The 12,889-nt window shown below is 71.2% G+C and carries 13 protein-coding genes and 1 tRNA gene; 6 read left to right on the top strand and 8 right to left on the bottom strand.

The window, feature by feature from the left end; translation table 11 throughout:
* Positions 1–18: 18 nt before the first annotated feature.
* Positions 19–474 carry a GatB/YqeY domain-containing protein gene (locus ACIRG9_RS25520; RefSeq protein WP_402860771.1) on the bottom strand — a complete coding sequence of 152 codons (456 nt, stop codon included), beginning with the start codon at positions 472–474 and terminating at the stop codon, positions 19–21.
* A 25-nt stretch (positions 475–499) separates the two neighbouring features.
* Here ACIRG9_RS25520 and ACIRG9_RS25515 point away from each other — a divergent pair, with 25 nt between their 5' ends.
* Complete coding sequence (locus tag ACIRG9_RS25515) at positions 500–1,393, top strand: metallophosphoesterase (protein WP_402860768.1); 894 nt, start codon at positions 500–502, stop codon at positions 1,391–1,393.
* Between the two features lie 73 nt (positions 1,394–1,466).
* Positions 1,467–1,543: transfer RNA gene (locus tag ACIRG9_RS25510), tRNA-Pro, on the top strand.
* A 150-nt stretch (positions 1,544–1,693) separates the two neighbouring features.
* On the opposite strand, the gene ACIRG9_RS25505 is transcribed toward ACIRG9_RS25510, so the two are convergent.
* Positions 1,694–1,954 (bottom strand): hypothetical protein, encoded by a 261-nt coding sequence (locus tag ACIRG9_RS25505; protein WP_402860765.1) that lies wholly within the window; start codon positions 1,952–1,954, stop codon positions 1,694–1,696.
* Positions 1,945–2,511, bottom strand: coding sequence for a hypothetical protein (locus ACIRG9_RS25500; RefSeq protein ID WP_402860762.1), 567 nt, complete (start codon positions 2,509–2,511; stop codon positions 1,945–1,947). The genes ACIRG9_RS25505 and ACIRG9_RS25500 overlap by 10 nt, the downstream gene beginning before the upstream one ends.
* A gap of 149 nt (positions 2,512–2,660) precedes the next feature.
* Here ACIRG9_RS25500 and ACIRG9_RS25495 point away from each other — a divergent pair, with 149 nt between their 5' ends.
* The gene (locus tag ACIRG9_RS25495; RefSeq protein ID WP_402860759.1) at positions 2,661–4,706 is read left to right on the top strand and encodes a carboxypeptidase regulatory-like domain-containing protein; all 2,046 of its coding nucleotides are present in this window, start codon (positions 2,661–2,663) and stop codon (positions 4,704–4,706) included.
* 65 nt (positions 4,707–4,771) lie between these two features.
* On the opposite strand, the gene ACIRG9_RS25490 is transcribed toward ACIRG9_RS25495, so the two are convergent.
* Positions 4,772–4,954 carry a hypothetical protein gene (locus ACIRG9_RS25490; protein ID WP_402860756.1) on the bottom strand — a complete coding sequence of 61 codons (183 nt, stop codon included), beginning with the start codon at positions 4,952–4,954 and terminating at the stop codon, positions 4,772–4,774.
* A 122-nt stretch (positions 4,955–5,076) separates the two neighbouring features.
* On the opposite strand from ACIRG9_RS25490, the gene ACIRG9_RS25485 reads away from it, so the two are divergent.
* Positions 5,077–6,189 (top strand): calcium:proton antiporter, encoded by a 1,113-nt coding sequence (locus ACIRG9_RS25485; RefSeq protein WP_402860753.1) that lies wholly within the window; start codon positions 5,077–5,079, stop codon positions 6,187–6,189.
* 72 nt (positions 6,190–6,261) lie between these two features.
* Here ACIRG9_RS25485 and ACIRG9_RS25480 read toward each other — a convergent pair whose 3' ends face one another.
* A complete protein-coding gene (locus ACIRG9_RS25480) occupies positions 6,262–6,735 on the bottom strand; it encodes a hypothetical protein (protein WP_402860750.1) in 474 nt (157 codons plus the stop codon).
* Between the two features lie 110 nt (positions 6,736–6,845).
* On the opposite strand from ACIRG9_RS25480, the gene ACIRG9_RS25475 reads away from it, so the two are divergent.
* The gene (locus tag ACIRG9_RS25475) at positions 6,846–8,126 is read left to right on the top strand and encodes an MFS transporter (protein WP_402860747.1); all 1,281 of its coding nucleotides are present in this window, start codon (positions 6,846–6,848) and stop codon (positions 8,124–8,126) included.
* Positions 8,127–8,208: 82 nt separating this feature from the next.
* On the opposite strand, the gene ACIRG9_RS25470 is transcribed toward ACIRG9_RS25475, so the two are convergent.
* Positions 8,209–9,951, bottom strand: a complete 1,743-nt coding sequence (locus tag ACIRG9_RS25470; RefSeq protein WP_402860744.1) for a bifunctional metallophosphatase/5'-nucleotidase — start codon at positions 9,949–9,951, stop codon at positions 8,209–8,211.
* A gap of 286 nt (positions 9,952–10,237) precedes the next feature.
* Here ACIRG9_RS25470 and ACIRG9_RS25465 point away from each other — a divergent pair, with 286 nt between their 5' ends.
* Positions 10,238–11,041, top strand: coding sequence for an alpha/beta fold hydrolase (locus ACIRG9_RS25465; RefSeq protein WP_402860741.1), 804 nt, complete (start codon positions 10,238–10,240; stop codon positions 11,039–11,041).
* A 58-nt stretch (positions 11,042–11,099) separates the two neighbouring features.
* Here ACIRG9_RS25465 and ACIRG9_RS25460 read toward each other — a convergent pair whose 3' ends face one another.
* Together ACIRG9_RS25460 and ACIRG9_RS25455 are read right to left on the bottom strand one after the other, a co-directional pair.
* Entirely contained in the window at positions 11,100–11,555 is a 456-nt protein-coding gene (locus ACIRG9_RS25460; RefSeq protein ID WP_402860738.1) for a lamin tail domain-containing protein, read from the bottom strand.
* Positions 11,556–11,903: 348 nt separating this feature from the next.
* A complete protein-coding gene (locus ACIRG9_RS25455) occupies positions 11,904–12,683 on the bottom strand; it encodes a phosphodiesterase (RefSeq protein WP_402860735.1) in 780 nt (259 codons plus the stop codon).
* Positions 12,684–12,889: the final 206 nt, after the last annotated feature.

Here is a 12,889-nt window from a genome sequence, read left to right as displayed (position 1 = left end):
GCTTCGTCGTCTACGGGATCAGAGGCCGAGCTGCCGGCGTACCTCGGCGGCGACCCGACCACCCTCGGCCCGGCCCGCCACCGCGGCCTGGGCCGCCTTCATGGCCGGGCCCATCTGCGCCTTACCGGTGAAGCCGCCCGCGGCGAGCGCGCCCGCGACCAGCTCGGCCAGCTCGTCGTCGGCGAGCTGCTTCGGCAGGTAGCGGTCCAGCACCTCACCCTCGGCGGTCTCCTTGCTCGCCTGCTCGGCGCGGCCCGCGTCGGCGAACGCGGTGGCCGCCTCGCGCCGCTTCTTCGCCTCCTTGGTCAGCACCGCGAGCACCTCGTCGTCGCTGAGCTCGCGCTTCTCCTTACCGGCGACCTCGGCATTGCCGACGGCCGCGAGGGCCATCCGCAGCGTGGAGGTGGTCAGCTCGTCGCGCGCCTTCAGGGCGGCGCGCATGTCGGCGGTGAGACGATCCTTCAGCGTGCTCATGGGTGGTCAAACTACCCTGAACATCATGCGAAAGCGCACACTATTCCGGCTCGCCGCCGGGACCGCCGTCGCCGGCGCGGCCACCCTGGCGTACGCGTCGCTCGTCGAGCGCAACATGTTCACCCTGCGCCGGTACGACGTACCGGTGCTTCCGACCGACGCCGAGCCGCTGCGCGTGCTGCACCTGTCGGACCTGCACATGACGCCCAACCAGCAGCGCAAGCAGGACTGGGTGGCCTCGCTGGCCGCCCTCGATCCCGACCTGGTGGTGGTCACCGGGGACAACATGGCGCACCCCGACGCGCTCCCCGGGGTGCTGCGCGCCCTGCAACCGCTGCTCGACCTCCCGGGTGCCTTCGTCTTCGGCTCCAACGACTACACCGGGCCGGTCTGGAAGAACCCGTTCACCTACTTCCTGCCCGAGCGCGAGTACACCGAGGGCGTGCCGCTGCCGTACGAGGAACTGCGCGACGTCTTCACCGGTGCCGGCTGGGCGGATCTCAACAACGCGCGGACCACCCTGAAGGCGGGCGGCCGGGAGATCGAACTGCTCGGCGTGGACGACCCGCACGTCGAGCGGGACGACTACGACGCGGTCGCCGGCCCGGTCGGCTCCACGTCGACGCTCTCCATCGCGCTCAGCCACTCCCCGGAACCGGTCGTGCTGGATCGGATGGCCGCCGACGGCTTCGGGCTGCTGCTGGCCGGGCACACCCACGGCGGCCAGGTCTGCGTACCCGGCTACGGCGCGCTCGTGACCAACTGCGGCCTGCCCCGCTCGATGGCCCGCGGCCTGCACCGCTGGCCCGGCTCGGACTCCTGGCTGCACGTCTCCGCCGGCCTCGGCACCCACCCCACCGCCCCCGTACGCTTCGCCTGCCCACCGGAGGCGAGCGTGCTCACGCTGATCCCCCGCTGAGCGACCCGCGTTCCGGGTGGGGGTACCGAGTTTGACCATCGGGGCGTGTGGGCTACTATTTGTCGGCACGCCTCGGGGTGTGGCGCAGCTTGGTAGCGCGCTTCGTTCGGGACGAAGAGGTCGTCGGTTCGAATCCGGCCACCCCGACCAGAGGTAACAACGGATCAAGGCCCCTCCACGGAGGGGCCTTGATCCGTTTCAGCGAGCACCCACCTGAACGTGGCGAGGAATCAGCAAACCTGTGATCCCGGCCATGCGTCCGCCGACCTCCGCGTTTCGGTCAAACGCGCGCTGTTGCGCTCACCGCGCGAAGGGAGATATGGGCAGCTCGGGCCGTGGCGGGGCATCGTTGTTCGCATCGGTGACCGTGATCTGCCATCGCACGATGGTGGGCGCCGCGAGCCGGGCGAGGTGCCAACTGAGGATCCCCGCAGTGATGACGAGCGACACGGCAGCCAGACCGAACAGCCATTCCTGGAGGCGTACCCGCCGGTCGACGGGGAGGCGAGGCGGCGGCCCGCTCTTGAGGTTGCCTGCCCAGTGGGGCGGAATCACAGCCATGACAGCACCTCCTGAGCGACGCTGGTGGCCGACTCGACGACGGCTGCGTCTGTGGCTCCCACAACCTCGTACCGGACGTAGACGAGATAGGTGCCAATGCAGGCGCTCAGGTGAATGACCTGGCTGGTGACGGAGTCGCCCTCCAGGAAGTAGACAGCAGCGTCGCCGAGCGCAACCGGGTGTTTGACGCGGTTGACGGGGTTTAGCAGCAGCCCGTCGATCGTGATGCACCGCGGGCCCTGGCCGTCGTGCCGGCCGAAGCGAGCCAACACCACCCACAGCGAGGCTCGTTCCCCGTCCGTCGTGGACGTGCTCTCCGCCTGACACGTCTTCGAGCGGGCACCTGGGAGGCTCTTCTCCTCGCCCCCGGCCTGAAGCGGCCCGTGCCGAGGCACGAGAAGGTCGAAGACCTCAGGTCGGATGAGTTGGCACACCGGAGGCGGGGAGGGTGGGTCAACCGTGGCACTCGCCCAGCCCTTCGACAGACCGACCGCGGCGGCGACCAGGACACAGACGGTCAGCACCGCGAGTCGCCGCCAGCTTCCCCAGTAGCTCACTTCGTCAGTGTGCGCGAGGCAGACAAGAAGTCATCGAGCGGCGATCTTCGACTGATCCGGTGAGGTACAGCCATTGCCGCCTGTCGCTACGCTGGCGGGCCAACGCGGGTCGCGTTCCCGACTCATCCCACTCCTTGCACGGGGGACTCATGAGGAGATCAACGCTGCGCCGGTTCGGCGCACTGCTGCTCGGCATCACCCTGGCCCTGACCGGGCTGGCCACGCCGGCCCAGGCGGCATCCACCGGCTCCATCACGGGCCACCTGACCGACGGCGGCGCCGCGGTCACCGGCGGCGCCGTCTACCTGTACGGCGACGACGTCGACCACTGGGACTACGCCTGGCTCGACGACCAGGGCCGGTACGCGTTCAACGCGGTCCCGCCGGGCCGGTACCGGGTGAACTTCGAGGCCTGGGGCCACCCGACCCAGTACGCCTACGGCAAGTCCGACTGGTCGTCGGCGAACCTCATCACCGTGACGGCTGGTGGCGCCACGGTGGTCGACGACGAACTGCTGCCGGCCGGCACCATCACCGGGCGGCTGGTCGACCGGACCGGCGCCCCGGTGCCGTACGCGTTCGTCAGCGCCGAGGCCACCGACTACAGCAGCTACGGCTACGGCAACACGGGGCCGGACGGCAGCTTCGACATCCAGGTCGTGCCGGGGAGTTACCGGGTCCGGTTCGACGTCGGCGGGTTCACTCAGTTCGCGTACGGCACGTTGGACAGCGACGCCGCGGCGGTCTTCGCGGTCACGGCGGGCGGCACGGTGACGGTCAACGACACCCTGGTCCCCACCGGCGCCATGGCGGGCCGCTTCACCGACGCGTCCGGCGCGCCGATGCCCGGTGTGGACGTCTACGTCAGCAACGGCCAGTTCTTCGGCAGCGCCCAGACCGACCAGGACGGCCGCTACCGGCTCGACCAGGTCCCCGTGGGCACCGGCTACACGGTCCACTTCTACAGCTCGACGCTGCGCATGCAGCAGTACGCCTACGGCGCGGTGAACGAGTCGAAGGCGACCCGGTTCGCCGTCACCGAGGGCGGGACCACCACGGTCGACGACCAGAAGCTGCCGACGGGCAGGGTCCGCCTCACCGCCGTGGATTCGCGTACCGGCCAACCGATCCTGAACTTCAGCTCCAGCATCGGGCTCGACGAGCGCCAGGCCAGAAACGGCGAGGCCGTCTACCCCACCGTCCCCGTCGGCACCCACGAGATCTGGGCCTACGCCTCGGGCTATTCCTTCGACGGCGCGTCGGTGACGGTCGTGGCCGGCGAACAGACCGACGTCAGGCTGGTCATGGAGCCGCTGGCCCGCGTCACCGCCACCGTGGTGGACGCCGCGACCGGCGCTCCGCTGCCCGGCGTGTGCATCGTCCCGGTGCTCGTTGACGAGGTCCGGATGCCGGACGGCTGTGGCGAGGTCACCGACGCAAACGGCAAGATCACCCAGTGGTTCGGGAAGGGTGCGGGCACCTACCAGCTGCTGGCCTGGCCAGACCAGGCCGACGGCTACGGCGCCCAGTGGCTCGGTCCGCGCGGCGGCACGGGCGACCTGCGCCGCGCCACGCAGTTCACCGTGAAGTCCGGCGAGACGGTCACGCCGCCGGTCATCCGGATGGATCGCGCGGGTGTCATCACCGGTCAGGTCTTCGGGCCGGACGGAGCCGCGCTGTCCCGAGGGGGCACCGTGCGGATCGCCGGCGAGCACCCCGGCCTGGGCGGCGGATTCGGCGCCTTCGCCATCGGTGACGAGGGCCGTTACCGGATCGACAAGCTCGGCCCGTACGAGTGGCCGCTCCTGTTCGACGTGTACCAGCACGCCACGCAGTGGAGTGGCGGCGAGGCCAACCGCGACCGGGCCGACCGGATCAAGGTCGTCGCAGGCGGCACCACCACCTACGACTACCGGCTCGCGGCCGGGGTCGCCGTGACGGTGGCGAGCACCACCCCGTTCCAGGGGTACCTGGTCGCCCGCAACTCCGACACCGGCGACATCGTCGGCACGTGGTGGCTCGACAAACCGAACCTCGGCGTCGCCCGCCAGCTCATCGGCGGGCAGCACGTCCGGTTCGAGTACTACCCGAGCGAGAGCGGTCGCAGGTTCGTGGGCGGCGAGAGCTTCGCCACGGCGGCCAACTACAAGATCCACAAGCACAAGGGCGGGGCGTTCGAGCTCACGCTCGGTTGATCACGTCGAAGAAGGCCGGGCACGCTCGCCGTGCCCGGCCTTCGCCTTGCTTGGGCCGCCTCGACTCAGCGGCGGACGGCGCCTCGCTGAGCATCATGGCCCACCCGCCGACGGACCCAGCCGACGATCGCGGTCGCGACGAACAGGATCGCCCCGATCACGAAGAGCCAGAACAGGCCCTTGACCACGAGCCCGACGATCACCAGGACCAACCAGACCAGCAACAACGCGACGATCAGTGCGATCATGGGGCGCCGGGTACCCGGACGTGGGCCGGGCAAACCAGGCGGGCGGGGCTCGAGTCGCTCAGGGTGCGGACCAGCGCCGCCTCCCTTGGGCAGATGATCAAAATTCCTGGCATCGTTGACGAATGGCCGCGCAGATCCGATCCCGCCTGACCGACTGGACCACCCTCGTACCCCTGATCGCGATCTTGATGCTCGTGGCCTCCTGGGGACGCGCGTTGCCCGCCGTGGTGATCGTGGTGGTGGCCGCGCTGCTTGCCGGCGCGGTGCTGGCGGCCGTGCACCACGCCGAGGTGGTGGCCCACAAAGTAGGTGAGCCGCTCGGCTCGCTGCTGCTCGCGGTGGCGGTGACGGTGATCGAGGTCGGACTCATCGTCACGCTCATGATCAGCGGTGGGGACAAGACCCAGTCGCTGGCCCGGGACACCGTCTTCGCCGCCGTGATGATCACCTGCAACGGCATCTTAGGGTTGTCCCTGTTGATCGGCGCGCTACGGCGACGGGTGGCGGTCTTCAATCCGGAGGGCACCGGCGGGGCCCTGGCCACCGTGGCCACCCTCGCCACCCTCAGCCTGGTGGTGCCGAGTTTCACCATCGGCCGGCCCGGTCCGCAGTTCTCCCCCGCGCAGCTCACCTTCGCGGCGGTCGCCTCGCTCGCCCTCTACGTGCTCTTCGTGATGGTGCAGACCGGCCGGCACCGTGACTACTTCCTCCCGGTCACCCAGGAGGGCAGCGTACTGGCCGTCGACGCCGACGGCGACGGGCACGCCGACCCGCCGTCGGCCCGTACCGCGTTGACCAGCCTGGCGCTGCTGGTCGTGGCCCTGGTCGCGGTGGTCGGCAACGCCAAGCTGGTCTCCCCGGCGATCGAGCACGGCGTCTCGGCGGCGAACCTGCCACCGGCCTTCGTCGGGGTGATCATCGCCCTGCTGGTGCTGCTGCCGGAGACCCTCGCCGCCGCCCGGGCCGCCCGGCGGGACCGGGTGCAGATCAGCCTCAATCTGGCGCTCGGCTCGGCGATGGCCAGCATCGGCCTGACCATTCCGGCCATTGCGCTCGCCTCGATCTGGCTGCAGGGCCCGCTGGTCCTCGGCCTCGGCGGCACCCAGTTGACCCTGCTCGCGCTCACCGCGGTGACCGGCGTGCTCACCGTGGTGCCCGGACGGGCGACCGTGCTCCAGGGCGGGGTCCACCTGGTGCTGCTCGCCGCCTTCGTCTTCCTCGCCGCGAGCCCGTGAGCGGGCTCCTCGCCGCGAGCCCCTGAGCGGGCCGCGGACGAGAGCGGAGCGGGGGCCGGGACGCCCGATCCGTCAGTCGTGCAGCTCGGTGCGGGCCACCTCGGCGAAGGCGGCGGTCAGGTAGCCCTCCAGGGGCCGCCCGGCCGCCGCCAGCAGGTCGGCGACGAGCAGCGGGGCGTGCCGGGCGATCCCGGCCGGGTCGGGGGGCGCGTCGTCGTCGCCCGGGTCGTAGACGCCGAGCGCGCCGGCCAGCAGGACCAGCAGCACGTGCGGGTCGACCTCGGGCCGCCACTGCGCGGCCGACCGCACGCAGCGTTCCAGCACCTGGCGTACGTCGTCGCCGTCCAGCCCGTCGGGGTGGGTCTCCTCCAGCAGTAGCCGGACCACCCCGCCGAGCACCAGACCGGCCCGGTCGGCGGCGGTGAGTCGGTCGACCGCTGGCCCGTACGCTCCGGCGTCCCGGTCGCGGGCCGCGGCGACGGCCTCCGTGGCGGCCCCGGCGATCTCCCGGGCTGAGGCGGGTAGGTGGCGCCAGGTCGTGGTCACCGGGCCAGCATGGCAGACGACGTGTGCTTGCTCACGTACCGGCTCTGCTCAACGCAGAACCGGCGGTAATCGGCTCGCGGGTCGTCGTACCCGCCACACAGAATCCAGCCATGCTGCGCCGCGCCCTTCCCGCCCGTCCGGAAGCCCGTCGGATCCTGCTCGGCACCCTCCTGTCGGCCATCGGGCGCGGGTTGACCCTGCCGTTCCTCTTCATCTACCTCACCAACGTGCGCGGCCTGACCGACAACCAGGCCGGCCTGGTGATCGGTTGGTTCGGCGCGGTGACCCTCGCCCTGTCCCCGTTGGGCGGAACGCTGATCGACCGGTTCGGCGCCCGCCGGGTGGTGCTGCCCTGCCTGGTGATCGAGGCGGTCGGCACCGGTTCACTCGCGCTGGTCGACTCGCTCGGTAAGGCGTTCGCGGTCAGCACGCTGATCGCGGTGGGCGGTTCGGCCATCTGGTCCGGGCAGACCACCATCCTCGCCTCGCTCACCGGCGACGGCGAGCGGCAACGGGTCTTCGGCCTCCAGTTCGCCCTGCTCAACCTCGGCATCGGGGTCGGCGGCCTGATCTCCGGCGCGATCGTCGACATCGCCCGTCCGGTCACCTTCCAGGCCATCTACCTGCTGGACGCGCTGAGCTACCTGATGCCGGGCCTGATCCTGCTGACCCTGCCGCACGTCGGGCACCGACCGGCGCGGCCGCCGGCGGCGGCGGGCACCGGCCGGTCCAGTGGGGGCTATCTCACCGTGCTGCGGGACCGGCCGTTCCGGCGGCTGATCATCTTCGGGCTGGTGCTCACCACCTGCGGCTACGCCCAGATCGAGGTGGGTTTCGCCGCGTACTCGATCCGGGTGGTGGAGGTGACGCCGCGGGTCGTGGCCTGGGCGCTCGCCGCCAACACCGTGATGATCGTGCTCTCTCAGCTCCTGGTGATCCGCCGGATGGAGGGGCGCAGCCGGACCCGCGGGCTCGCCGCGGTGGGCGCGATCTTCGCGGTCGCCTGGCTGGTACTCGGCGCGGCCGGCCTGATCGGTACGGGCAACGCGCTGATCGCGGCGCTCGGCGTGGTGGCCTGCTCGGCCATCTTCGGGTTCGGCGAGACGATGCTCTCACCGGTGATGCCGGCGCTGACCAACGCGCTCGCCACCGACGAGCTACGCGGGCGGTACAACGCGATGGGCTCGATGATCTTCGGAATCAGCGGGATCATCGGCCCGGTCACCGCCGGGCCGCTGCTCGGCGTGGCGCACGGCCGGCTCTGGGTGGCGGTCGTGGTGGGCGGCTGCCTGGCCGCATCGGCGCTGGCCCTGTCGCTGCACCGGCTGCTCACCGCCGCCCAGGACGGCCGCTCCACCCCGACCCAGAACCTGGAACCCGTCACCGCCTGAGGCAACCCGTCCCCACGACGGGCGGACAGCGAACGGGGCCCCGGAGCATCAGCTCCGGGGCCCCGTTCGGCGCAGGTCCGCGTCAGGCGGCGGAAACCTCCGCGGTGGTCTGGATCCGGTCCAGCGCCGGCGGCGACACCGGCGACTTCTCGGTCAGGTACGCCACGAAGGCGTCCAGGTCGATCATGCCGGTGACCTGGTTCTTGCCGTCGACGAGGACGCCGAAGCCGTCACCACCGCCGGAGAGGAAGTTGTTCACCGTGACCCGGTAGGTCGCGGTGTCGGTGACCGGGGCACCGTTGATGGTGAGGCTGCCCCGGACCACCCGGGTGCCGCTGCACGGCGCGGTGACGGGCGCAGTGGTGCCGTTGGTGTCGACGACGTAGTGCACGGTCGAGGACGCGTACAGCACGCGGGCGACGGTGAACTGCTGCTCCAGCATGCAGTAGAGCTGCGCGCCGGTCAGGTCCAGCGTCACCAGGTTGTTGGCGAACGGCTGGACGGTGAACGCGTCGGAGTAGGTGACCTTGCCGGCGCCGATGTCGGCGCGGACACCGCCGGGGTTCATGAACGCGGCGACCGCGTTCTGCTCGTTGTCGGTGGCGGCGAGCTGGGCGTCGGCGATCAGGTTGCCGAGCGCCGACTCACCGGTCTGGTACGTCGGCTTGCCGTTGGCGTCGACCCCGGTCTGGAACAGGTTCTCCTGGTTCCGGGTGATCGCGCCGGTGGTCTCGCCGACCACCTTGTCGGCGACCGGGCCGAGGGCGGTCTTGTAGTGGTCGATCAGCTTGGTGCTGGCCGGGTCCTTCGGGACGTCCCGGGTGACCACGACGTTGTTCGCGCTGGCGCTGATCACGTCCTTGGTGCGCCGGTCGAGCTTCAGGTCGATCTGGGTGACCAGGCGGCCGAAGGAGCTGGCGCTGGTGACCAGCTTGCCGTTGATGTTGCAGTTGTACGCGTTGTGGGTGTGCCCGCTGACGATCACGTCGATGGACGGGTCCATCCGGTTGGCGATGTCGACGATCGGGCCGCTGAACCCGGTGCAGTCGTTGATGCCGCCGCCGTTCTGCATCCCGCCCTCGTGCAGCAGCACGACGATGGCCTCGACGTTCTGGGAACGCAGGATGCGGGCGTACTTGTTGGCGGTCTCCGCCTCGTCGGCGAAGGTCAGACCGGCCACGCCCTGCTGGCTGACGATCTGCGGGGTGCCCTCCAGGGTCATCCCGATGAAGCCGATCTTGACCCCGTCGATCGTCTTGGTGCCGTACGGCGGCAGCAGCGGCTGGCCGCTGGCGGTCTTGAAGGCGTTCGCGGAGAGGTACTGGAACTTGGCGCCCTTGAACTTGGTGCCGTCGGCGCAGCCGTCGACCGGGTGGCAGCCGCCGTTCTGGATGCGGAGCAGCTCGGCGGCGCCCTCGTCGAACTCGTGGTTGCCGACGCTGCTGAACTCAAGCCCGGCGAGGTTCATCTCCTCGATCGTCGGCTCGTCGTGGAAGGCCGCGCTGAGCAGCGGGGAGGCGCCGATCAGGTCACCGGCGGCGACCGTGACCGTGTGGTCCTGCTCCTGCTTGGTCTTGCCACGCAGCTTCGCGAGCTGGGTGGCCAGGTACTCCGCGCCACCGGCGGTCTGCCCGTCGATGGTGCCGCTGGACCCGGTCGGCGGCTCCAGGTTGCCGTGGAAGTCGTTGATGGCGAGCAGCTTGACGTCGACCGGCTTCGGGTCGGCCTCGGCCTGCTCGGGCTGGAAGGCGACCGCGGTGAACGCGGTCGCGGCGAGCGCGGCCAGGCCGACAACGGCCCGGCGACGCATCCCAGGGACGGACATGGAACTCCTCATGAGATTCGGCGCGTACGGTCCGGACGATGGTTCGCCCGGCGACCCTGGTCCGTGCCTCGACAGGGGTCAGGTCTCGGGTGGCGGTAGTCGGGGGATGCCACCCGGCGGGGGCTAGCTTCTCATCCACCGGTCGATCAGTCGACCGGGGGCGGCACCTCAGGATGGTGGATACGTACGGCGACCCGCGCTGGTCAGACCGTCGAGTCCGACATGGCGGGCAGGTGAATTTCTGCACCACCGCCCGGTGTCAGGGGGATGCGCTAGGAAGGTAGCCATGACGTCGAACGGGACCATTTGGACAACGGACACGGTGCGGTCCGCCGACGGCACCTCCATCGCGTACGAGACGGCCGGCGACGGGCCACCGATCATCCTCGTCGGCGGGGCCTTCAACGACCGGAGCACCACCCGCCCGCTCGCCGCCGAGCTCGCCGCCGACTTCTCCGTCTACGGCTACGACCGGCGCGGCCGTGGTGACAGCGGGGACACCGCCCCGTACGCGGTGCAGCGGGAGATCGATGACGTGGCGGCCCTGATCGACCGGGCTGGCGGGGCGGCGTACCTCTACGGCCTCTCCTCCGGCGCGATCCTCGCCGCGTATGTGGCGGCCGAGGGGCTGCCGGTGACCGGGCTGGCGCTCTTCGAGCCCCCGTTCCAGGTCGGCCCGCACGGTGGCGCCGAGCCAGGGCTGGCCGGGCAGCTGACCGAGCTGGTCTCGGCGGGCCGGCGCGGCGACGCGGTCGCGCTCTTCCTGACCGCCGCGGTCAGGGTGCCGGCCGAGGCGGTCGCCGGAATGCGCGGCAGGCCGGAGTGGGCCTGGATGGAGGGGCTGGCGCACACCCTGGCGTACGACACCACGGTGACCGGCGAGGGTGGCCTGCCCGCCGCCCGGCTCGCCACGATCGCCGTCCCGACCGTCGTGCTGGACAGCACGGGCAGCCCGGACCGGCTGCGGGACGCGGCCGCCGCGACGGCCGGGGCGATCCCGCGCGCCACCCGGCTGAGCCTGGCGGGCGGGTTCCACGAGGTGCCGCCGGCGGTGCTGGCCCCCGCGCTGCGCGACGCCCTGCTCGGCTGAGCCCGGTCGGTGCCGGCTCCCCGGGGGAGCGGGGAGCCGGCACCGAGACCCCGGTGGGTCAGCAGTACGTGTAGCTGCCCTTGCGGCCCCACGAGCAGGTGTCGATGGAGGTGCCGGCGGCGTTGCGCAGGTACGCGGTGTCGCCGTCGTTGTTCCAGATGTACGCGCCGGAGCCCCAGTACCGGTGCTTCGAGGTGTTGGTGCCCTTCCCGGTGTGCAGATAGACGCTGGCGCCCTTGGCCAGGCGGAAGTCACCGCTGAACCGGTACACGTGCCGGGACTTGTCGCGCACCGTCCAGTTCTTCAGGTTGACGGTGCTGCTGCGCCGGTTGGTCAGCCGGACGTACTCGGCGTTCAGGCTCTTGTTGGAGCGGTTGTCGGTACCCGGCGAGTCGTAGTAGACCAGGGTGATCTCCACCGCCGGGGTGGCGGCCTGGGCGGGGCCGGCGACGGCCAGCGTGCCGCCGACCGCGACCGCGAGTGCCGCCGCGAATCCGACCAACCTCTTCTTCACACGATCCCCCACTCGTTCCGGGCCGGCGGACGGATGCCGGCAGGAATCCCGGCACCATCCACCGGAGGCCCCGACGTTATCGATGTCACGGGGGCGCGTCCGTCCACAAGACCCGGCCCACGGGAAATGCGTCCGCCGGGTGGGCCGACCACGACCGAACGGCGGCGCGCATCCGGCGCTCCGCTCACCGGCGTCGACCATCCGATTTCGACGGTGGTCCGGTGAGCGTGTGACCGCAGCACCACTCGGGCATCCCGGCCCGGCCGGTTGTCCTGCCCGGGTCGGGCGCGGCAGGTCGGGCGGGCAGGCCCGACCCGTACGCCGGGCTGCGGAGTCGGGGCCGTCCGGTCAGAACCAGCAGGTCTGCCCGGCGGCGTGGCTCACCTGAACGGTGTGTGTGACGCAGTTGCCGTCGGCCACCCGGTGCAGCAGGAACGCGGTCGGTTCGGCGACCAGCCCGATCTCCTCGTCCTCGGTCATGGTCAGGCTCGCCTGTATCCAGGTGCTCGGCGCGGTGGTCAGCACCGTGCCGCCGAAGGCGCTGGTCACCGCGCGGTGCAGGTGACCGGCGGCGACGCGTACGACATGGGGGTGGCGCGCGATCACCTCGGCGAACGCGTCGGCGTCGGCGAGCCGGATGGCGTCGGCGGCCGGGACGCCGACCGCGACCGGCGGATGGTGCAGGCACACGACGGCGGGCACGTCCGGCCGGCCGGCGAGCACCCCGTCGAGCCAGCCGAGTTGCTCGTCGCCGAGCCGGCCGCCGTTGCCGCCGGGAGCGAGCGAGTCCAGCACCACGAGTGTCCCGCCCGGGTGATCGACGTGGTAGTACGCCGAGAAGCCGCCGCCCAGGTAGGGGGTGCCGCCGAAGGTGTCCAGCAGTGACTCCCGGTCGTCGTGGTTGCCGGTGGCGAGGTGGACGGGGAGCGGGAACCGTCCGATGATCTCGCGCAACGCGACGTACTCGTCGGTTCGGCCGTTGCTGACCAGGTCGCCGGTGATCACCACGCAGTCGGGGCGGGGGCGCAGCGCCAGGATCCGGCCGAGGGCCCGGTGCAGCCCGGACGCCTGCTCGGCGGCGAGCGGACCGGTGGTCACGTGCGGGTCGCTGAGCTGGGCGATGAGCATCGACGCCTCCTCGGGACCGGGACCCTCACGCTATCGTCGCCGGCCCCGCCGCGCGGTCCGCCGTACCCACAGGCCCCGTCCACACCCTGTGGATAGCACATGTGTACGAAGGTCGCCGGATCACCCGCTGAGTACCCTTGATCGCACCCCGGCCCCTCCCACCAGGAACAACGTGGAACACGAGCAAGTCGTACGAGACGTCACGG

The organism is Micromonospora sp. NPDC093277, from assembly GCF_044765245.1.
Classification (GTDB): Bacteria; Actinomycetota; Actinomycetes; order Mycobacteriales; family Micromonosporaceae; genus Micromonospora.
This window is presented reverse-complemented; position numbering and strand designations above follow the sequence as displayed.